This window comes from Shinella fusca (assembly GCF_014203155.1).
Classification (GTDB): Bacteria; Pseudomonadota; Alphaproteobacteria; order Rhizobiales; family Rhizobiaceae; genus Shinella; species Shinella fusca.
In genome coordinates, this window is the sequence record NZ_JACHIK010000001.1 from 378,727 (window position 1) to 398,407 (window position 19,681).

At 66.7% G+C, this 19,681-nt stretch carries 17 protein-coding genes and 1 riboswitch; of the genes, 8 read left to right on the forward strand and 9 right to left on the reverse strand.

The genetic code is table 11. The features are described 5' to 3' along the window. Positions 1-6: 6 nt before the first annotated feature. Complete coding sequence (locus tag HNQ66_RS01865; RefSeq protein WP_184140258.1) at positions 7-1,590, reverse strand: amino acid permease; 1,584 nt, start codon at positions 1,588-1,590, stop codon at positions 7-9. A gap of 113 nt (positions 1,591-1,703) precedes the next feature. Continuing rightward, on the reverse strand, positions 1,704-2,462 hold the full coding sequence (locus HNQ66_RS01870) for an N-formylglutamate amidohydrolase (protein ID WP_184140469.1): 759 nt from the start codon (positions 2,460-2,462) through the stop codon (positions 1,704-1,706). Positions 2,463-2,636: 174 nt separating this feature from the next. Here HNQ66_RS01870 and HNQ66_RS01875 point away from each other — a divergent pair, with 174 nt between their 5' ends. The 7 genes from HNQ66_RS01875 (at position 2,637) to HNQ66_RS01905 (ending at position 9,868) form a co-directional block, all read left to right on the forward strand. Then, positions 2,637-3,530 carry a MurR/RpiR family transcriptional regulator gene (locus tag HNQ66_RS01875; protein WP_246434133.1) on the forward strand — a complete coding sequence of 298 codons (894 nt, stop codon included), beginning with the start codon at positions 2,637-2,639 and terminating at the stop codon, positions 3,528-3,530. Between the two features lie 102 nt (positions 3,531-3,632). Next, positions 3,633-4,736, forward strand: a complete 1,104-nt coding sequence (locus HNQ66_RS01880) for an ABC transporter substrate-binding protein (protein WP_210308634.1) — start codon at positions 3,633-3,635, stop codon at positions 4,734-4,736. Positions 4,737-4,817: 81 nt separating this feature from the next. Beyond that, a complete protein-coding gene (locus HNQ66_RS01885) occupies positions 4,818-5,708 on the forward strand; it encodes an ABC transporter permease (protein WP_184140262.1) in 891 nt (296 codons plus the stop codon). Further along, on the forward strand, positions 5,705-6,487 hold the full coding sequence (locus HNQ66_RS01890) for an ABC transporter permease (protein ID WP_184140264.1): 783 nt from the start codon (positions 5,705-5,707) through the stop codon (positions 6,485-6,487). The genes HNQ66_RS01885 and HNQ66_RS01890 overlap by 4 nt, the downstream gene beginning before the upstream one ends. A gap of 9 nt (positions 6,488-6,496) precedes the next feature. Next, the gene (locus HNQ66_RS01895; RefSeq protein WP_184140266.1) at positions 6,497-7,558 is read left to right on the forward strand and encodes an ABC transporter ATP-binding protein; all 1,062 of its coding nucleotides are present in this window, start codon (positions 6,497-6,499) and stop codon (positions 7,556-7,558) included. A gap of 104 nt (positions 7,559-7,662) precedes the next feature. Further along, a riboswitch (FMN riboswitch) is annotated at positions 7,663-7,806 on the forward strand. 93 nt (positions 7,807-7,899) lie between these two features. After that, positions 7,900-8,376 (forward strand): 6,7-dimethyl-8-ribityllumazine synthase, encoded by a 477-nt coding sequence (locus HNQ66_RS01900; RefSeq protein ID WP_184140268.1) that lies wholly within the window; start codon positions 7,900-7,902, stop codon positions 8,374-8,376. A gap of 328 nt (positions 8,377-8,704) precedes the next feature. After that, a complete protein-coding gene (locus HNQ66_RS01905) occupies positions 8,705-9,868 on the forward strand; it encodes a polyamine ABC transporter substrate-binding protein (RefSeq protein ID WP_184140269.1) in 1,164 nt (387 codons plus the stop codon). A gap of 13 nt (positions 9,869-9,881) precedes the next feature. Here HNQ66_RS01905 and HNQ66_RS01910 read toward each other — a convergent pair whose 3' ends face one another. Further along, the gene (locus tag HNQ66_RS01910) at positions 9,882-10,589 is read right to left on the reverse strand and encodes a L,D-transpeptidase (protein WP_184140271.1); all 708 of its coding nucleotides are present in this window, start codon (positions 10,587-10,589) and stop codon (positions 9,882-9,884) included. Positions 10,590-10,751: 162 nt separating this feature from the next. On the opposite strand from HNQ66_RS01910, the gene HNQ66_RS01915 reads away from it, so the two are divergent. Continuing rightward, positions 10,752-11,357 carry a YdeI/OmpD-associated family protein gene (locus HNQ66_RS01915; protein WP_184140273.1) on the forward strand — a complete coding sequence of 202 codons (606 nt, stop codon included), beginning with the start codon at positions 10,752-10,754 and terminating at the stop codon, positions 11,355-11,357. On the opposite strand, the gene HNQ66_RS01920 is transcribed toward HNQ66_RS01915, so the two are convergent. The 6 genes from HNQ66_RS01920 to HNQ66_RS01945 form a co-directional block, all read right to left on the reverse strand. Beyond that, positions 11,354-12,367: a glycoside hydrolase family 25 protein gene (locus HNQ66_RS01920; protein WP_184140275.1), complete on the reverse strand. Its 1,014-nt coding sequence runs from the start codon at positions 12,365-12,367 to the stop codon at positions 11,354-11,356. The genes HNQ66_RS01915 and HNQ66_RS01920 overlap by 4 nt on opposite strands. 136 nt (positions 12,368-12,503) lie before the next feature. Then, positions 12,504-14,162, reverse strand: a complete 1,659-nt coding sequence (locus HNQ66_RS01925; RefSeq protein WP_184140277.1) for a thiourocanate hydratase — start codon at positions 14,160-14,162, stop codon at positions 12,504-12,506. 173 nt (positions 14,163-14,335) lie between these two features. Next, positions 14,336-15,433 carry a thiohydantoin desulfurase gene (locus HNQ66_RS01930; protein WP_184140279.1) on the reverse strand — a complete coding sequence of 366 codons (1,098 nt, stop codon included), beginning with the start codon at positions 15,431-15,433 and terminating at the stop codon, positions 14,336-14,338. Further along, positions 15,433-16,701 (reverse strand): Zn-dependent hydrolase, encoded by a 1,269-nt coding sequence (locus HNQ66_RS01935; protein WP_184140281.1) that lies wholly within the window; start codon positions 16,699-16,701, stop codon positions 15,433-15,435. The genes HNQ66_RS01930 and HNQ66_RS01935 overlap by 1 nt, the downstream gene beginning before the upstream one ends. 2 nt (positions 16,702-16,703) lie before the next feature. Next, on the reverse strand, positions 16,704-18,080 hold the full coding sequence (locus tag HNQ66_RS01940; protein ID WP_184140283.1) for a dihydroorotase: 1,377 nt from the start codon (positions 18,078-18,080) through the stop codon (positions 16,704-16,706). Between the two features lie 10 nt (positions 18,081-18,090). Further along, positions 18,091-19,629 carry an aromatic amino acid lyase gene (locus HNQ66_RS01945; protein WP_184140285.1) on the reverse strand — a complete coding sequence of 513 codons (1,539 nt, stop codon included), beginning with the start codon at positions 19,627-19,629 and terminating at the stop codon, positions 18,091-18,093. Positions 19,630-19,681: the final 52 nt, after the last annotated feature.

Here is a 19,681-nt window from a genome sequence, read left to right on the forward strand (position 1 = left end):
GAAGGATCAGACTTCGCCGACGGCCTTTTCGGCGGCCGCGATCTCCGCCTGGCGGCGGGCGACCTCGTCGCCGATCGGCGGGCCCTTGAAGCGGCGGCTTTCGAGCCCGAACCAGATGATGGCGGTGAGCACGAGGAAACCGACGGTGATGTAGAGCGCCCAGTCGTTCGGCGGCTGGATGCCGAGGACGAAGATCAGCACGATGGCCGCGATCGACAGGAGGGCGAAGAGCTTGAAGACGCCCTCGCCGAGGTTCCACGGCCCCATCTTGTCCCACTTCGACGTGCCCCAGGCGAAGAAGCCGAGCGCGATCGGGATCGCGAAGGAGAAGAAGAGGAAGATGACCGTGCACGACACGACGATCGTGTAGACCGGCGTATCGCCGATCGAGACGAGCGAGGAGCCCCAGACGAAGAGGACGGCGAGGATCGAGCCCGTCCAGATGGCGGCGACCGGCGTGCGGTAGCTCGGGCTGACCTTCGACAGGCCGCGCGAGAACGGCAGGCCGCCGTCACGCGAGAAGGCGAAGATCATGCGCGAGACCGAGGTGACGGTGGCAAGGCCGCACAGCCATTGCGAGACGAGGATGGCGAGGAAGACGATGTCCTTCACCAGCGGATTGACCTGGCTTTCCATCGCCCAGAAGAAGACGTTCCAGCCCTGCGCGGCGGCGGCGATCATGCCGTCCGTCGTCGTGCCGTCGGCATTCGCCACGGAGGACGGGATCATCAGCACGAAGGAGCACAGCATGATGTAGCCGAAGAGCGCCGACCACAGCACGGAGGAGATCATGCCGCGCGGCACCGAATGGGCCGCCTTGACGGTCTCTTCCGAGGTATGCGCCGAAGCGTCGTAGCCGGTGATCGTGTAGATCGGCAGCAGAAGGCCGAGCAGGAAGACCCAGGTGCCGGACGTCTCCGGCCAGACATTGCCGCCGGCCTCGCCGGAGAAATTCGAGAAGGTGAAGAGGCGGGCGATGTCGTAGCTGTCGGCAGCCGCAAGGCAGACGATGGCGAGCACGATGGACGTGGCGAAGATGAGATAGCCGGAAAAGTCCGTCAGCTTCGCCGTCAGCCCGATGCCCATGTGGTTCACGAGCGCCTGCGCGCCGGTGATGATGGAGAGGAAGACGATGCGGGTGATCGTCGTGTCCTCCAGGCCGAGATAGGGCGTGCCGAAGGCACCCATGAAGAAGTAGTAGGTGCCGACGTTGATGGCGCCGAGCACGGTGACGAGGCCGAGCAGGTTGAACCAGGCGGTCAGCCAGCCGGTGAAGCGGTTGCCGAGGATCGAGCCCCAGTGATAGAGGCCGCCGGCCGTCGGATAGGCCGAGCTGATCTGCGCCATGGCGACGGCGAAGACGGCCGAGACGAAGCAGCCGACCGGCCAGCCGATGCCGATGGCCGCGCCGCCCGCGCCGGAGGTCGCCTGCGCGAGCGAATTGATGCCGCCGGAAAGAATGCAGATGATGGAGAAGGATACGGCGAAATTCGAGAACTGGCTCATGCGCCGCTCGAGTTCCTGCGCGTATCCCATGGAATGCAGGACCTGCATGTCCTCATGCTTATCCGAATCTGAATAATTTGACATGTTTTTCCCCTGTTCGACTGGCCCTGGCGGAATTGCCGAGGGCCGCCTGTGTCTGAGGCCCACGAAATGCGTGGGATATGCGCCGCGGGCGTGCCGCTCCCCGGGTCTTCTTTTTATTGAACGGCGGGCAGGCTCTCGATGAGCAGTCCCGCCAGATAGTCGGCCACGACCCTTTGGCCGGCTTCATCCTGGATGAGGTCGTTGCGGACCTCGATCATCACGTTGGGCACGCCGTTGGAAAGGCCGTGCTCCTTCAGCGTATGCGTCACGCCGTCCTCGGGCCCGTAGGGCTCGTTGCGCAGCGTCCTGTAGGCGGGGCCCGCGGCGGCCAGCATGGCATCGGCCAGCCGCGCGTCCGCGTCGTGCAGGATGCCGATCTCGACCGCGCGGGGCTTGCCGAAATAGACGGGCGTGAAGCTGTGCACGGTGACGATGACCGGCGCCCTGCCCTCGCGGATGCGGCCCTTCACCAGCGCGCCGAGCCGGTCGCGGAACGGGCGGTAGAGCGCATCGGTGCGGGCATTGCGCGCCGCCTCGTCGAGCGCCGCATTGCCCGGAACCTCGAACACCTCGCTCTTTTCCGGCATGGCGGCCGGCGATTCGGGCGGGCGGTTGCAATCGTAGACGAGGCGCGAGAAGCGCTGGAAGACCAGCGTGGCGTCGAGCTTTTCGGCAAGCAGCCGCGAGACGGCGAGCGCGCCCGGATCCCAGGCGATGTGGCTTGCCAGCGCCTCGTCGGAAAGGCCGAGCGTGCCGAGCGCCTTCGGCAGAAGGCGGGAGGCGTGTTCGCACACCAGGATCACCCTGCCGCGTGCGGAAACGTTCTCCAGGGCGACGGGGTCGCCCTCCTCTCCAGTCAGAATTCCCATCAGCCTGATCCCCTCGACCGGCTTTTATCGTTGATGAAAAGAATTCTTCACGGTTTTGCCGCTGTCAACGGGGTTTTGAAAAAATCTCTTCAAAAAATCATTTGACTCGAATTGTGACAGCGATGTTTAATTTTCAAAACTTCGGCAAAGACCGGGGCGCAGGGGAACAATTTGACGCTGAACCAAGCATCCATGACGGTGTCGGATGTGATCCATGCTCATTTCGAAGCGCTGACGCGCGCCGAAAAGCAATTGGCCACATCGCTGCTCGACAACTATCCCGTCTCCGGCCTCGGCTCCATCACCACGGTGGCGGAGAATGCCGGCGTGTCGACGCCGACGGTCGCGCGCATGGTGCAGAAGCTGGGCTTCCGCGGCTTTCCGGATTTCCAGGCGCGCCTCCACCACGAGCTGGAGGCCACCCTTTCGAGCCCCATCACCAAGCATGACCGCTGGGCGGCCAACGCACCGGGCACGCATATCCTCAACCGCTTCGCCGACGCGATCATGACGAACCTGCGCCAGACGCTCGCACAGGTCGAGACCGCCGAGTTCGACGGCGCGGCCGCCCTCCTCGCCGACCGCCAGCGCAGCATCTACATCATCGGCGGGCGCATCACGAAGGCGCTGGCCGACTATCTCTTCACCCATCTCCAGGTCATCCGCCCCAACGTCACGCAGATCGCCTCGAACCCGAGCTCCTGGCCGCATTACGTGCTGAATATGAAGGCCGGCGACGTGCTCGTCATCTTCGACATCCGCCGCTACGAGCAGGACGTGGAAACGCTCGGCCGGGTCGCCCGCGAGCGGGGCGTGGAGATCGTGCTCTTCACCGACCAGTGGGCCTCGCCCGTGGCGAAGGTCGCGGCAAAAGTCTTCCGGGTGCATATCGAGGCGCCGTCCGCCTGGGATTCCTCGGTCGTGACGCTCTTCATCCTGGAAGCGCTGATCGAGGCGGTGCAAAGTTCGGGCTGGGAGGAGACCAGCGGCCGAATGAAGACGCTGGAGGGTCTTTTCGAGACCAGCCGGCTCTTTCGCAAACCGCGCCAGGAGGTGCCCGGGAAGGCGTGAGGCACACCGGAAAAACCAAAATAAAACTGTCACATAACCTTCATGCACCACCAGTATCAGCTTCGCCGAAGTTGACTGACACACAAAAGGAGAACACCCGTGATGTCATATACGAAACGTCTGCTTACGCTCTCCACCGCCATGGTGGTCGCGTCCTCCTCGCTCGCCTTCGCCGACCCGAGCGCCGAGCTCGTCGAAGCCGCCAAGAAGGAAGGCATGCTGACGACCGTCGCCCTGCCGCATGACTGGTGCGGCTACGGCGACGTCATCGCGGCCTTCAAGGCCAAGTACCCGGAAATCCAGGTCAACGAACTGAACCCCGACGCGGGCTCGGCCGACGAGATCGAGGCCATCAAGGCCAACAAGGACAACAAGGGCCCGCAGTCGCCCGACGTGATCGACGTCGGCCTCGCGTTCGGCCCGCAGGCAAAGGCCGAAGGGCTCATCCAGCCCTACAAGGTCTCGACCTGGGACGAGATTCCGGATGCCGTCAAGGATTCCGAAGGCTACTGGTACGGCGACTATTACGGCGTCATGTCCTTCTTCGTGAACAAGGACCTCGTCGCCAATTCGCCGAAGGACTGGGCCGACCTCTTGAAGCCGGAATATTCCGGCCAGGTCGCGCTCGCAGGCGACCCGCGCGCCTCCAACCAGGCGATCCTCGGCGTTCTGGCCGCCGGCCTCGGCAAGGATGCGAAGGCCGGCAAGGAAGCCGGTGAAGCGGGCCTTGCCTACTTCGCCGAGATGAACAAGGCCGGCAACTTTGTCCCGGTCATCGGCAAGTCCGGCACGCTCGCCCAGGGCTCGACCCCGATCGTGATCGCCTGGGACTACAACGCGCTGAGCTGGGCCAAGACCCTCAACGGCAACCCGCCGACCGAGGTCATCGTTCCGGAGAAGGGCGTCCTTGCCGGCGTCTACGTCCAGGCGATCTCGGCCTACGCGCCGCACCCGAACGCCGCCAAGCTCTGGATGGAACACCTCTATTCGGACGACGGCCAGCTCGGCTGGCTGAAGGGCTATTGCCATCCGGTGCGTTTCAACGCCATGGTCAAGGCCGGCAAGGTTCCGCAGGACCTGATCGACGCCCTGCCGCCGGCAGCATCCTATGAGAAGGCCTACTTCCCGACGCTCGACGAAGTGAACGCCAACCAGGAAGCCGTCACCGGCGCATGGGACAGCGTCGTCGGCGCGAACGTGCAGTAAACATCATCTCCCGCCGCTCCGGCTTTCGGGCCGGGGCGGCGATTGCGGCCTGCCGTGAGGCACCCCCATGAGGCTAATGTAATGTCTTCAGACAGTTCTGCCGCCAAACCGCCGGCGCGGGCGCCCTTCCGCCTCCCGCTGCACTGGCTCGGCGCGGCGCCGTTCGCGGTCTTCGTCCTCCTGTTCCTCATCATGCCGACGATGCGCATCGTCATCGGCGCCTTCCAGACGCCCGATGGCGGCTTCACGCTGGAGAACATCCACGGCCTCTTCACCAGGTCGATCCTCTCGGCCTACTGGATCTCCATCAAGATCAGCATCGCCTCGGCGCTTCTCGGCTGCCTGATCGGCTTTGCGGTCGCCGCCGCCGTCGTGCTCGGCGGCCTGCCGAAATGGATCCGCGGCCCCCTGCTGACCTTCTCCGGCGTCGCCTCCAACTTCGCCGGCGTGCCGCTCGCCTTCGCGTTCCTGGCGACGCTCGGCCCGGTCGGCCTCGTCACCGTGTTCCTCAAGAGCCAGCTCGGCATCGATCTCCGGCTGCTCGGCTTCAACATCCTGTCCTTCTGGGGCCTGACGGTCACCTACCTCTTTTTCCAGATCCCGCTGATGATCCTCATCATCACGCCCGCGCTCGACGGCCTGAAGCGCGAATGGCGCGAGGCGGCGCAGATCCTCGGCGCGACCAATGCGCAATACTGGCGCATGGTCGCCTTCCCGATCCTGCTGCCTTCCTTCCTCGGCACGCTGGCGCTGCTCTTCGCCAATGCCTTCGGGGCCGTGGCCACCGCCATCGCGCTCACCGGCTCCTCGCTCTCCATCGTGCCGATCCTGCTCTTCGCGCAGATCCGCGGCGATGTGCTCGGCAATCCCCATCTCGGCTATGCGCTCGCCTTCGGCATGATCGTCGTGACGGGCATCGCCAACACGATCTACATCTGGCTGCGCGCGCGCAGCGAAAGGTGGCTCAAATGAAGAAGTTCTGGGCCTGGGGCGCCCTCGCCATCGGGCTGCTCTATTTCATCCTGCCCCTGATGGGCATGACCAACTTCTCGCTGAAGATGCGCCGCGGCGTCTATTCGCTGGATGCCTATGCGGTCGTGCTCGGCGATCCGCGCTTCCAGGAGACCTTCACCTATTCCGTCGTCATGGCGCTGTTCACGATCCTCTTCGGCGTGCTGCTCGTCGTGCCGACGGCCTATTGGGTGCGCCTGAAGCTGCCGGCCCTTCGCCCCTATATCGAGTTCGTCACGCTGCTGCCGCTGGTCATCCCGGCCATCGTCATCGTCTTCGGCTATATCCGGCTCTACAACACGTCGAGCTGGCTGCCGCTGACGGGCTCGATCACCGGCACGAACATCCTCTTGATGTTCGGCTATGCGACGCTCGCCCTGCCCTACATGTACCGCGCCGTCGACACGGGCCTGCGCTCCATCGACATCGCGACGCTGACGGAGGCGGCCCAGAGCCTCGGCGCCGGCTGGACGACGATCCTCTTCCGCATCATCCTGCCGAACGTGCTGGTCGCGGTGCTTTCCGGCGCGTTCCTCACCTTCGCCATCGTCATCGGCGAATTCACCATGGCCGCCCTCCTCAACCGCCCGGCCTTCGGCCCCTACATGCAGCTCCTCGGCGCCAACCGCGCCTATGAGCCGGCGGCGCTCGCGGTGATCGCCTTCGCCATCACCTGGGGCTGCCTCGGCCTGATCCAGCTTGTCTCCCGCTTCCAGAAGGGCACGCAAAGCCCCGTCTAAGGACCATCCATGAGCTTCCTGACACTCTCCAGCATCCAGAAGTCCTTCGGCCCCGTCCAGGTGGTCAAGGATTTCAACATGTCCATCGAGAAGGGCGAGTTCGTCTCCTTCCTCGGCCCGTCGGGCTGCGGCAAGACGACGGTGCTGCGCATGATCGCCGGCTTCGAGACCCCGTCGGGCGGCGCAATCGCCATCGACGGCAAGAGCCAGATGAACCTTCGCCCCAACCAGCGCAACATCGGCATGGTGTTCCAGGCCTATGCGCTCTTCCCGAACATGAACGTCGCGGAAAACGTCGCCTTCGGCCTCAAGGTCGCCGGCCGGCCGAAAGCCGAGATCGACGCGCGCGTCAAGGAAATGCTCGGCCTCATCAAGCTCGATCACCTCGCCGACCGCTACCCCTACCAGATGTCCGGCGGCCAGCAGCAGCGCGTGGCGCTCGCCCGGGCGCTGGCGCCGAAGCCCCAGGTCCTCCTCCTCGACGAACCGCTCTCGGCGCTCGACGCCAAGATCCGCGTGTCGCTGCGCGAGGAAATCCGCATGATCCAGCAGCAGCTCGGCATCACCACGGTCTTCGTCACGCACGACCAGGAAGAAGCGCTGTCGATCTCCGACCGCATCGTCGTCATGAACGCCGGCAAGGCCGACCAGATCGGCACGCCCGCGGAAATCTACAACCGCCCCGCCACCCGCTTCGTCGCCGGTTTCGTCGGCACGCTCAACCTCATCGAGGCGAAGGTGGTCGACCCCGCCGCCAACCGCGTCTCCATCGGCGACCAGGGCGTGACGCTGCGCGAACCGCTCGGCACCGTGAAGGCCGGCGACATGGTCTCGCTGGCGCTGCGCCCGGAAGCCGGCTCCATCGCCCCCGACGCCAAGGGCGATACGGCGCTTTCCGGCGCGGTCGTCTCCACCAATTTCCTCGGTTCGGTCATCCGCACGCGCATGAAGGTGGGCGACAGCATCATCTCCTTCGACATGTTCAACAGCCCCGGCCTCGTGCCGCCGGCCGTCGGCGAGACCGTGACGCTGCGCTTCACCGCCGGCGACCTCCTCGTCATCTCCGACTAGCCGTCCGTTCCCGATACCGGCCGGAATTTGGAAAAATCTGTCGTGAATCCGGCTCTTTCCGTCGCCCGCGGATTTGATCGGCGGGCGTCCGCCCGTTAGTCTCCAAGCGTTCTCAGGGCGGGGCGGAATTCCCCACCGGCGGTATCCGGAGCGATCCGGGAGCCCGCGAGCGCCTTCCCATGGAAGGGTCAGCAGATCCGGTGCGATGCCGGAGCCGACGGTCACAGTCCGGATGGAAGAGAGCAAGCAGGAGGCCTCCGCCTGACGGGCGGAATCCGTCTTTTGCATGTTCGCCCAAGGGACCCGTTGCAAGATGGCTCAACCCTTGAAAGGCCTGGACTATGAATGCGAATGCCACCCCCTCCGCCCGTATCGCCGTCATCCGTGCCCGCTGGCACGCCGGCATCGTCGACCAGGCGGTCACCTCCTTCATTTCCGAATGGCAGGCGCTCGGCGGCAGGGCCGAGGATGTCGACGTGGTCGACGTGCCCGGCGCCCTCGAAATCCCGCTGCACGCCCAGTTCCTCGCCCGCACCGGCCGCTATGCGGCCATCCTCGGCGTCGCGCTGGTCGTCGACGGCGGCATCTACCGGCACGACTTCGTGGCCGGCTCGGTGGTCGACGCCATCGTGCGCGTCGGCCTCGACACGGACGTGCCGGTGCTCTCCGCCGTCCTGACGCCGCACAACTTCCAGGAATCGGAAGCGCACATCGCCTTCTTCCGCGACCACTTCGTCGTCAAGGGCAAGGAAGCAGCAAACGCCGCCCGCCAGATCCTCGACGCCCGCGCACAGGCGGCCCTCGCCGCGGTCGGTTGAATCGATACCTGAACGGCCGGAATCGATCCGTCAGGACGATACGGCAAGCTGCTGAAAAGACTGATGAAGCCCGGCAGCGATGCCGGGCTTTTTCTTGCCGTCTGCCCTTTGCCTGCCGGTTTACAGATAAAACACCTCTGTCGGGATAGGATACCGGCTGGAGCCGAGCAGATTCAAAGAGATAGGCATCAAGCCGCACACTGGACGCTCCTTCCGGAAGACCGCATCGCGCCGGGCGTGCGGGTCGTGATACCGTCGATCCCGGTCGAACGCATGTCTTTCCGGCCCGAGGGGAAACGGGCCGCACAACGATAAGGGGAACAGCGTGATGTCGAAATGGTTCAAAGAGAATGCCCCCGTCGGCCCGGCTGCGCTGACGGACGAATTCATGCGGCTGAAGCGCGGCTCCGTCACGCGCCGCCATTTCCTCGGCGTCACCGGTCTCGGCCTTGCGGCGGCGGTCCTTGCCCGCCAGCCGGGCCTTTTCAATTCCACGGCCTATGCGCAGGAAGACCTCGGCTCGACCATGTCGCTCGCCACCTGGCCGAACTATCACGACCCCGCCACCTTCGAGGCCTTCACCGCCGCCACCGGCGTGGCGGTGGAGGTGAATGTCTTCGGCTCGAACGAGGAGATGCTGGAAAAACTCAAGGCCGGCGGCATGGGCTGGGATCTGTTCGTGCCGACCAACTACACGATCTCCACCTATGCCGGCCTCGGCCTCATCGAGCCGATCGACCTTTCGAAGGTGCCGAACTTCGACCAGAAATCGGAAAATCCGCGCTTCACCAACGAGGGCATCATCGACGGCAAGCTCTATGCCCTGCCGAAGAACTGGGGCACCACCGGCATCGCCGTCAATTCCTACAAGGTGAAGGCGGACGTGACGAGCTGGAAGCAGTTCTTCGAGGTCGCCATGACCGAGGCGGACGGTCGCGCCATGGTGCACGACTATCAGCTCACCACCATCGGCAACGCCCTCGTCTCGCTCGGCTTCTCCTTCAACTCCGTCAAGCCGGAGGAACTGGCCAAGGCCGAGGAGCTGCTGATGCGGGTGAAGCCCCACCTTTACGCCGTCAACTCCGACTACCAGCCCGCCATGCGCGCCAACGAGGCCTGGATGACCATGTGCTGGACGAACGACGGCGCGCAGCTCAACCGCGATATTCCGGAAATCCGCTTCACGCTCGGCACCGACGGCGGCGAGATCTGGTCGGATTTCTACGCCGTCCCGACGAGCGCGGCCAACCGGCCGGCCGGCTATGCGCTGCTGAACTTCCTGATGGACCCGCAGAACGCGGTGCGCGAGCACATCGCCAACGGCGCGCCGACCACGGACAGCCGCGTCATCGCGCTGCTGCCGTCCGAAATCACCGGCAACAGGATCGTCTACCCGGACGAGGCGGCCCTTACCCCGCTGGAATTCGGCGCCGCCGTGACGCTCACCGACCCGGCGCGGGCCGAGCTGATGGCGCGCTTCAAGTCTGCCTGAGGGAACCGTCGTCTCAGGCGATCGCCGCCTGGTGCACGACGATGCGCGCGTGATAGGGCACGCGCTTGTAGAGGTCGAGCACATCCTGGTTGACGAGCCGCACGCAGCCGGACGAGGTCGCCTTGCCGATGGATTTCCATTCCGGCGAGCCGTGCAGCCTGTAGAGCGTATCCTTGCCGTTCTGGAAGATGTAGAGGGCGCGCGCGCCGAGCGGGTTCTTGATGCCCGGGTCCATGCCGCCGTTCTCGACGGAATATCTGGCAAGATGCGGCTGGCGCTTGATCATGTCGTCCGGCACCTTCCAGCGCGGCCAGGGCTGGCGCCACTGGATGACGCCCTCGCCCTCCCAGGCAAAGCCGTCGCGGCCGATGCCGACGCCGTAGCGCATCGCCGTGCCGCCGGGCTCAACCACATAGAGGAAGCGCGAGGCGGTATCGACGACGACCGTGCCCGCCGGCTCGCCGGTCGGGTCCTTCACGCGCTGGCGGTAGTATTTCGGGTCGATCTGCCTGTAGGGAATGGCCGGGATGAGATGCCCGCCGTCCTCGACCGCCGCATAGCGCGCCGCCAGTTCCTCATCGCTCGCCGGCACGATCGGATAGCTGACCTTCTGGGGGACCGGCGCCTTCAGCGCGGCCGTCTGTGCGGTCGTGCATCCTGCGAGCGCGGCGGTCGCGCCGAGGAGGAAGGTTCTGCGCGACAGGGTGCACACGGTAGACATTCTCGATGGACTCCACTCGGATAGAGGATTGAGGCCGATGGCTAGCCAAAGCGCAGCTGGACTGGCAAGAAGCGGGCGGTTCACATCTTCGGCATCGGCCGCCCCTTTCCGGCGATAGATGCAAAGCGGCCACGCCCGCAGCAGCGGAAGGAGGAAAACGCCATGGCACCTGTGGAAATCGACCCCGCCCGCATCCGGGAGTTTCCCGACCCCGACAGCTTCTACATCTGGCTCGCCGAAAACCACCAAAGCGCGCCCGAGGTCTGGATCAAAATCCACAAGCGCGGCTCGGGCCTCGCGTCGATCACGCCCGAGGAGGCGATCGAGGCCGTGCTGTGCTGGGGCTGGATCGACGGCCTGCGCAAGGGGCTCGACGAGACGAGCTTCCTCCAGCGCTACAGCCCGCGTGCCAAGCGCGGCGTCTGGAGCAGGAAGAACGTCGAGACCGTCGGCCGGCTGATCGAGAGCGGCCGCATGACCGAGCACGGGATGAAGCAGGTGAAGGCCGCCAGGGCGGACGGGCGCTGGGACAGGGCCTATGGCAGCGGCAAGGGGCTGAAGATCCCGCCGGACCTGCAGGCCGCCATCGACGCGGAGCCGGCAGCAAGGGAGATGCTCGGAAAGCTCACCGAGCAGAACCGCTTCGCGCTCGCCTTCCGCGTCCACAACCTCAAGACCGAGGCCGCGCGCAAGCGGAAGATCGAAGCCTTCGTGGACATGCTCAGGCGCGGCGAGACGATCTATCCGCAGAGGCCCAAATCATCCTAGCTCGACTGGCCGGCCAGCCAGTTGTGCCAGTCGCCCTCGCTGCCCGAGAAGACGTTGAGGTCGATGCGGCCGGAAACGCCGTGCGACAGGCCCGAGCCCGAATATTGCCAGAACATCCAGCGGCGGTCCGGGTAGCGCTTGGAGGGATGCGCGGCGACCGAGCGCAGCCAGAACGGATAGCCCTTCAGCTCGCCCTGCAGGTTGTCCTCGTAGAAATCGGGCGCGGTGTAGATGATCGGGCGCTTGCCGTAGTGCCGCTCCAGCTTGTCGAGGAAGACCTGCATCTTCTCCAGCACGCGGGCGCGAGAGGGCCGCTTCTTGCAGGCCGAATCGCCGTTCCATTCCACGTCGATGACCGGCGGCAGCGCATCGGGATCGCGCGGCACGTTGCGGATGAACCAGTCGGCCTGCTCGCCGGCGGTGCGGCACCAGTAGAAGAAGTGATAGGCGCCGCGGCGGATGCCCGCTTCCTTCGTGCGCCGCCAGTTGGTCTGGAACATCGGGTCGAGATGATCACCGCCGTCCGTCGCCTTGATGAAGGCGAAGTTGGCGCCCTGCGTGCGCAACCGCGTCCAGTCGATATCGCCCTGCCAGCGCGAGACGTCGACGCCGTGCACCTGGTAGTGCCGCGGCGCACGCTTGCCGAAATTGATGGGATGGGCGTCGCGGAACTGCTGGCTGTAGATGCGCGAGCGCTTGCGCGAACGGCCTTCGGAGGATTGCTCGCCGGCAGGCCGCTCCAGCGGGATCGCCGTCTGCTGCGTCATGGTCTCGAAGACGCGGGTTTCCGGCACCGGGCCGGCCCAGGCGAGGATTTCCTGCGCGTCGTCCGCCTTTACCGGGCTTTCGCCCACCGCCACTTCCGGCACCGGCCCGCCGCCCTTGCTGACGGAGCCCGTGGTCTCGACGGACGGCTTGATCGCAAGCGCCGTCTCCGGGCTCGTGCTCGACGCGCAGCCTGCAAGGAAGACGCAGCCGGAAAGGGCCGCCGTAAGGACCGAAAGACGCATGGGCACTCGCACGCAATACAAACCGAAGCCCGCCCGCTCGATGCCGGGACGGAATTACTAACGGAAGATTACCGCGAAATGTTAAATGCAACGTTTACGGCCGGGTGTGTCCTTTCAAACACTTAGCCTTGCCGGCTCACACCGGCACGTAACCGATGCCCTTCGCCTCGATCTCCTCGAAGGATTCCTCATAGCCCGCATCCGCATAGCGGATGACGCCGAGGGCGGTATCGTTGGTCAGCGCATGCTCCAGCCGCTCGGCGGCCGCCGGCGTGCCGTCGGCGATGAGCGTCACGCCGCAGCTCGTCATGTAGCCGGCATAGCCGCCGCCGCCGGAATGGACGACGACGAGGTCGGCCATGGAGGAGGAGAGCAGCATGGCGTCGAGCAGCGGCCAGTCGGCGATGGCGTCCGAGCCGTCCTTCATGCGCTCCGTCATGATGTTGGGATGGGCCATGGCGCCGGCGTCGAGATGGTCGCGCGAGAAGGCGATCGGCCCCTTCAATTCGCCGGCGGCGACCAGCTTGTTGACGGCGAGCGCCAGCGCGGTGCGCTCGCCGTGGCCGAGCCAGGCGATGCGCGCCGGCAGGCCCTCGAAGGGGATGTTTTCGCGCGCGAGGCGGATCCAGTTGGTGACGATCCGGTTGTCCGGGAACATCTCCAGCACGAGGTCGTCGATGCGGGCGATGTCGCTCTCCTCGCCGGAAAGGGCCATCCAGCGGAACGGGCCGATGGCCCGCGCGAAGAGCGGACGCAGATAGGCCTCGGTGAAGATCGGAATATCGAAGGCGTTGGCGATGCCCCCTTCCCGCGCCTGCGTGCGGATGAGGTTGCCGTTGTCGAAGACCTCGGCGCCCCTCTTCTGGAATTCCAGCATGGCCGAGACGTGCTCGACGATGGAGGCCCGGCTTGCCGCCATGAGCTGCCCCTGCCCGTCGTCGCGAAGGCCCTTCACCTGATCGAGGCTCATGCCCTTCGGCACGTAGCCGTAGACGAGGTCGTGCGCCGAGGTCTGGTCGGTGACGATATCCGGCACGATGCCGCGCCGGGCGATCTCCGGATAGACCTCCGCCGCATTGCCGACGAGGCCGATGGAGGTGGCGCGCTTATCCTTCACCGCCTCGTCGATCATGGCGAGCGCCGTATCGAGGTCCGGCGCAACCTGTTCCAGATAGCCGGCGGCCCTGCGCTTGGCGGCGCGCTCGGGGTCGATGTCGACGCAGAGGATCGCCGCGCCCGCCATGCGCCCGGCAAGCGGCTGCGCCCCGCCCATGCCGCCGAGGCCGGCCGTCAGGATGAAGCGCCCGGCGAGGCTGCCGCCGAAGCGTTTTTCCGCGATCCGCATGAAGATCTCGTAGGTGCCCTGGATGACGCCCTGGCTGCCGATATATTGCCAGGCGCCGGCCGTCAGCCCGCCCCAGCAGATCAGCCCCTTGCGCTGGAGCTCGTAGAAGACCTCCGCCTTGGCCCATTGCCCGACGATATTGCAGTTCGCCATGATGACGAGCGGCGCCTTCGCATGGGTCTTGAGGAGACCGACCGGCTTGCCCGACTGGATGAGCAGCGTCTGGTCCTCGTCCATCCCGGTGAGCGCCTTGACGATGGCCCGGTGCGAAGCCCAGTTGCGCGCCGCCTTGCCGAGCGCGGCATAGACGACGAGATTGTCCGGGTCCTCGCCGACCGAAAGCACGTTCTCCAGGAGCCGCAAGAGCCCCTCCTGCCGCCAGCCCTTCGCCCGCAGCTCCGGGCCGCCGGGAATGGGGTAGTTCGGATGCCGAGGGTTGGGCTTGGGCATGGGTGTCTCCTCAGATAGGTTGTGCTGGGAGGCTCACCCCCCTCTGCCCTGCCGGGCATCTCCCCCACAGGTGGGGAGATCGAATCGTGGCCCCGCTTCGCCCCAAGCCGATCTCCCCCCTTGTGGGGGAGATGCCCGGCAGGGCAGAGGGGGGTACGGCCGCAAATGCTTCTCTAAGCCACCGTCTCCAGCGCATACCGCGCCAGCTCGATCCCCATCGCCTTCTCCACCGAGGGATAGACCGAGGGATCGAGCACGCTCGAAGCCAGCGGGATGACCGTCTTCGGTACATGCAGCACGAAGACCCTCATGCCGACCTCCAGTTGCCCGACGCTGAGCGGCTCGCCCTCCGGCGACAGCGTGGTGATGACGTCCGGGAAGGTCGCGAGGCGCCGGCCCTCGCCGCTTTCCACCGCCATGTATTCGTTCATCACATGCAGCACCGTCGCCTTGCCGCCCGTGCCCAGCGTCACCGTGCCGATGTCGAAGGCCTCGTTGGTATAGGCGACCGCCTTGCCGGTGATCGCGCCCTCGGCGAGGATCGCCCCGCCCGTCGTCTTCACGATGGCGTCGATCACCGCCGAGCCGCCCTTGCCCTCCGCCGCGAGGATCGCCTCGCCGAGCGTGAGCGCCAGCGAAATACCGCCGAGCGCCGCATTCCGGCGCACATAGGAGGCACGCAGCGGATTGCGGCAAGAGGCGATGAAGCCGCCGGACATGTCGGCGGCGGTGCGCAGGATCGGCGAGACCTTCGCCGTCGCGCCGCGCACGACGAGCTCGATATAGCGGTTCTCCTCGCGATTGCCGCCGACGGCCGTCTGGATCATCTGCTCCGGCGAGCCCGCCATGCCGATGGAGCCCATGTCGCCCGTCGGGTGCGCGCGCATGTCGCCAACGGCGTCCAGCACCTTCGTGCCGAGGATCGCCGAGGGCAGCCAGCCGTTCAGCGTCGAGGATTTTCCGTTCTGCCCCACCATCAGCGCAGAGACCTTCTCGCCCAGCGCCTCCTGCAAGAGCTCCACGGCCTTCACATAGTCGACGCCGCGCATCTCCCAGGGCGTGGTGGAGGCCGGCGCGCCGATGGCCGCCGCCGTCGCCACCCAGTCGTGGTCGTCGAGCTCGTCGATGGAGACGAGCTCCGGCTTGCCGATGGAGACCGCGGCATAGCCGAGCATGCGGCCGTGGTCCGCCCAGCCGCCGCCGCCCGCGGCATAGACCGAGCCGCCCTTGACCGCCGCCTCGACGTCTTTTTCCTTTAGAATCCGGCCCATCAGGCACCCTCCTGAATCAATGTCTCATCAAGCTGAATCACTGCGTTAAACAGCACCGCCGCGCCGAGCGCGATGTCGTCGGTCTCGGCAAATTCCTCCGGCGCATGGCTGCGCCCGCCGAGGCACGGCACGAAGATCATCGCCGCCCGCGTCACCTTCGCCATGAAGGCCGTGTCGTGCCCCGCGCCGGAGGCCATGCGCCGGTGGCGCGCGCCGACGGCCTCGCAGGCCGCGTCCAGCACGTCGAGCACCAGCGGATCGCCCGGCGTCGGCATGTTGTCGGAGATGCGCCGCGGCGGGGCGGTGGCGGTGCCCGTCTCGCGCGCGACCTGTTCGGCCAGCCGGTCGACGGACGCCGAAAAGAGGTCCATCGCCGCGCGCTCCTCCGCCCGGGCATCGATGAGGAGGCGCGCGCGGGAGGGCACGACATTGGCCGCATTCGGCTCGATGGAGAATTCCCCCACCGTCGCGGTGAAATGCCCCGGCCCTTCCGAAAGCGACGTCGCCAGCGCCTCGATGCCCGTCACCAGCCGCGCGGCGGCGGCGAGCGCATCGGCGCGCCGGCCCATCGGCGTCGTGCCGGCATGGTCCGCCCGGCCCTCGACGACGATCTCGATGCGCGTGATCCCGGCAATCGCCGTCACGACGCCGATGTCGAGCTTCTCGCTCTCCAGCACCGGCCCCTGCTCGATATGCAGTTCCAGAAAGGCGGCGATGTCCCTGCGGGCCTCGGCGGCGATGCGCGCCGGGTCGCCGCCAGCCTCGCGGATGCCCTCTTCCAGCGTCAGCCCGTTGCTCTCGCGGGAAAGCCAGTCCTCAGGCAGCACGCCGGCCATGCCGCGGCTGCCGATGCAGGAGACGCCGAAGATCGACACCTCCTCGGCAAGGAAATCGACGATCTCCAGGTCGTGGTCGAGCACAATGCCCTTGTCGGCGAGCGCGCGGGCCACCTCCAGCGCCACCGCGACGCCCGCGATACCGTCGTAGCGCCCGCCATCCGGCACCGTGTCCGAGTGGGAACCGAGCATGATCGTGCCGCTGCCGGGCTTGCGGCCCGCACGCCGGCCGATCAGGTTGCCCGCCGCGTCGATGCGCGTTTCAAGCCCAGCGGCCCGGAATTTTTCCAGAAGAAAATCCCGCCCTGCCGGGAACAGGGCGGTAAAGGCACGCCGCGTATAGGGCCGGCCGGGCTCGGTGAGCCGGGCAAGGCCATCGATCACCTCCGCAATGCGCGCGGGGTCGACGGGCAGGTTGGTCGGGCGGGCCATTCTCAGGCGCTCCTTAAGACGAGCGTCGGCAGCGGCCGCACGAAGGCGCCGGTGCCAGGCTCGGCAAGCACCTTCGTGCCGTCGAAGGCGAGCCTGCCGCGCAGATAGGTCGCGGAAACGCGCCACGGCAGGCGGATGCCGTTATAGGGCGACCAGCCGACGACGTTGTGGCCGCTCGCCGCCGCGTCATAGGTGTAGGGCTCGGGCGTCAGCACGGTGATGTCGGCATCCTTGCCGGCCTCCAGCGCACCCTTGACATGATCGAGCCGGAAATGCCGCGCCGGGTTCAGCGCCATCAGCTCTGCCGCGCGGGTCAGCGGAATGCCGCGCTCCAGCGCGCCCTTGACGAAGAGCGGCACCATGACCTCCAGCCCCGGCACGCCGGAGGCGTTCGCCAGCATGTCCGGATTGGTCTTGCGGTCCTCCGACCAGCTCACGTGGTCGGTGGAGACGAGTGTGACATTGCCGGCCGCGACATGCCGCCAGAGCTTTTCCACCTCGGCGCGCGGACGGATCGGCGGATTGATCTTCGCCTTGCCGCCGAGCCGGGCGACGTCGTTCTCCTCGTCGAGCGTCAGGTAGTGGATGCAGCACTCGATGGTCGCGCGAAAACCCTGCGCACGGTAGGCGGCCGCGATCTCGTAGCCGCGGCCGAGCGAGCAATGCACGACATGGGCCGGGCACCCCGTCGCCGCGCCCGTCTCGTAGATCTGGTTGGAGGCGAGCAATTCCGTCAGCGGCGGGCGCGACAGGCCGTGCGCGCGGTAATCGGTGATGCCGGCCGCCTTCACCTTCGCGATGGCCGCACGCACCGCCTCGTCGTCTTCGTTGTGCACGCCGGCCGTCAGCCCCGTCGGCGCGATGGCGCTGAAGCAGTCCTCCAGCAGCGCGGCGGGAATGCGGGGAAAGCGCTTCGGGTCCGTGCCGAAGGTGGAAAACTTGAAGGCCGCGACGCCCGCTTCCACCATCTCGCCGATACGCGCCGGCCCCTCCGCGGGATCGACCGTGCCGTAGAGCGCGAAATCCACCCGCGCCTGCGGCGAGGCATGATCGACCTTGATCTTCACCGCTTCGGCCGAGCAGACGAGATTGCCCTCGTCATAGGGCATGTCGACGATGGTGGTGACGCCGCCGGCCGCCGCCGAGCGGGTCGACCAGAGGAAATCCTCCTGGTCCTTCTGCGACAGCGAATGGACCTGCGCGTCGATGGCGCCCGGCAGGATCAGCGCGCCGGAGAGGTCGTGCCGTTCCTTGGCCGCCGGCATCGCGCCCTCACCCACATGCGCCACCTTGCCGTCGCGGACCGCGACATGGCCGCCCTCGACGAGGCGGTCCGGCAGGACCACGGTGCCTTTCAGAACGAGATCGAAATCGGCCATCGCGGTATCCTCAGGGTTGCAGGGCGAAGAAGACGTCGAAATCCGCCATCGGCGCGGCCGCGAGGAAGGCGGAGAGCGCTTCAAGGCTGGCAAGGTCGCGGTCGAGCGCCTCGATCTCGGCGGAAAGCGGCCGGTCCTTGCGGTAGAAGGCGCTGATCGCCCGCGTGCGCTCGTAGGCGATGGCCGCCACGCCCTCCACCCTGTCGCCGGCAAGGTCCACCGCCTGCGCGGACAGCATGGCCTCGAGCGCGGCGAGCTGGCGAAGGTCCCGCACCTGGCTTTCCATGCGCTCGACGATGAGCGGCAGGAAGGTCGCCTCCTCCTCCAGCCCGCCGGCGACGACGATGGACTGCGCCGAGATCGGCACCGCCAGCGACTGGATGCGCATGTAGAGTTCGACGGCGAGCTTGAGCAGCGGCCCGAAGCCCGTCGCCGCCTCGCCGGGCGCCACGAGGTTGACCGGCAGGTTGCGCCGGACCCCGTTGGAAAGCAGCACGCAGCGGTTCAGCACGTTGCGGGCAAGATGGGCGAAGCCCGTCTGCGCCGCCTCGACATAGAGCGTCGTGGAGAGCGGCAGCGAGCCGCCGGAGGCCATGACGTGGTCGTCCAGCACGACGGGGTTGTCGTCCGACTGCGCGGTCGCCTCGACGATGCGCTCGGCCGCGTTCTTCAACGTATCGAGGCAGGCGCCGAAGACCTGCGCCGTCATGCGAAGGCTCAGCGGATCGTGGATCGCCGAGGGCGTCGGCCAGTTGCCGGAGGCCGCCTGCGCCTCGAACCAGCGGCCGGCCATCGCCTCACCATGGGCGGAAAGCCTTGCTGCCACCCGCCACGGATCGGCCGAGGCGCCGAGCGCCAGCGAGGAGAGCACGCCCGTCACCATGAGGTTGCGGATGGCCTTCGCCGCCTCGCGCACCACATTGGCGGCGGCGGCATGCGAGATGGCGTTGACGCTGAGGGCGGCCAGCGCATCGCGCGGCTGCATGCGGTAGGGTTTGAGGCCCGCACGGCGCAGCGCCTCGGCCGCCGGCAGGCGCTCGCCGCCGTACCAGGCCTCGCCCTCGCCCGTCAGCACCGCCGCCACCTGCCCCATCAGGCCGATATCGGCGCAGCCCATCGAGCCGTGCCGGCGCACGACGGGCACCACGTCCTTGTCGAGAAGCCCAAGGAAGGCGTCGATCAGCTCCGGGCTGCAGCCGGAATAGCCGCCGAGCGCCGTGTTGACGCGGATCACCATCGCCTTGCGCACGATGGGAAGCGAGAAGGGCTCGCCCGTGCCGAAGTGATGCGCCTTGACGAGGCTGTTGTTGAATTCGACGAGGTCGTCCGCTGTCCAGAGCTTGTCCTTCATCGAGCCGACGCCGGTATTGGCGCCGTAGATCGGCAAGCCCGAGGCAAGGCGCTCGGTCACCACATGCCGCGCCGTGCCGATGCGCCCCATGCCGATCTCGCAGGCCACCGGGCGGCGCGTTCCAGCGCCGATCGCCTCCAGCGCGGCAAAGCCGAGCGGTTGGCCGGTGAGATAGAGCATGTCGGCGGAAGCGAGCATCGTCGGAAAACCTGTGTTCTGAAGGGATGTTATGCGGAATGCCGGCACAGCC

What these genes read in the sequence shown, in the direction of transcription:
- HNQ66_RS01900 (WP_184140268.1), top strand. Translation starts at nt 7,900, where the DNA reads ATGAATGCGAATGCCACCCCCTCCGCCCGTATCGCCGTCATCCGTGCC.
- HNQ66_RS01905 (WP_184140269.1), top strand. Translation starts at nt 8,705, where the DNA reads ATGTCGAAATGGTTCAAAGAGAATGCCCCCGTCGGCCCGGCTGCGCTG.
- HNQ66_RS01935 (WP_184140281.1), bottom strand. Translation starts at nt 16,701, where the DNA reads ATGGCCCGCCCGACCAACCTGCCCGTCGACCCCGCGCGCATTGCGGAG.
- HNQ66_RS01880 (WP_210308634.1), top strand. Translation starts at nt 3,633, where the DNA reads ATGTCATATACGAAACGTCTGCTTACGCTCTCCACCGCCATGGTGGTC.
- HNQ66_RS01940 (WP_184140283.1), bottom strand. Translation starts at nt 18,080, where the DNA reads ATGGCCGATTTCGATCTCGTTCTGAAAGGCACCGTGGTCCTGCCGGAC.
- HNQ66_RS01915 (WP_184140273.1), top strand. Translation starts at nt 10,752, where the DNA reads ATGGCACCTGTGGAAATCGACCCCGCCCGCATCCGGGAGTTTCCCGAC.
- HNQ66_RS01945 (WP_184140285.1), bottom strand. Translation starts at nt 19,629, where the DNA reads ATGCTCGCTTCCGCCGACATGCTCTATCTCACCGGCCAACCGCTCGGC.
- HNQ66_RS01920 (WP_184140275.1), bottom strand. Translation starts at nt 12,367, where the DNA reads ATGCGTCTTTCGGTCCTTACGGCGGCCCTTTCCGGCTGCGTCTTCCTT.
- HNQ66_RS01890 (WP_184140264.1), top strand. Translation starts at nt 5,705, where the DNA reads ATGAAGAAGTTCTGGGCCTGGGGCGCCCTCGCCATCGGGCTGCTCTAT.
- HNQ66_RS01865 (WP_184140258.1), bottom strand. Translation starts at nt 1,590, where the DNA reads ATGTCAAATTATTCAGATTCGGATAAGCATGAGGACATGCAGGTCCTG.
- HNQ66_RS01885 (WP_184140262.1), top strand. Translation starts at nt 4,818, where the DNA reads ATGTCTTCAGACAGTTCTGCCGCCAAACCGCCGGCGCGGGCGCCCTTC.
- HNQ66_RS01930 (WP_184140279.1), bottom strand. Translation starts at nt 15,433, where the DNA reads ATGGGCCGGATTCTAAAGGAAAAAGACGTCGAGGCGGCGGTCAAGGGC.
- HNQ66_RS01925 (WP_184140277.1), bottom strand. Translation starts at nt 14,162, where the DNA reads ATGCCCAAGCCCAACCCTCGGCATCCGAACTACCCCATTCCCGGCGGC.
- HNQ66_RS01895 (WP_184140266.1), top strand. Translation starts at nt 6,497, where the DNA reads ATGAGCTTCCTGACACTCTCCAGCATCCAGAAGTCCTTCGGCCCCGTC.
- HNQ66_RS01910 (WP_184140271.1), bottom strand. Translation starts at nt 10,589, where the DNA reads ATGTCTACCGTGTGCACCCTGTCGCGCAGAACCTTCCTCCTCGGCGCG.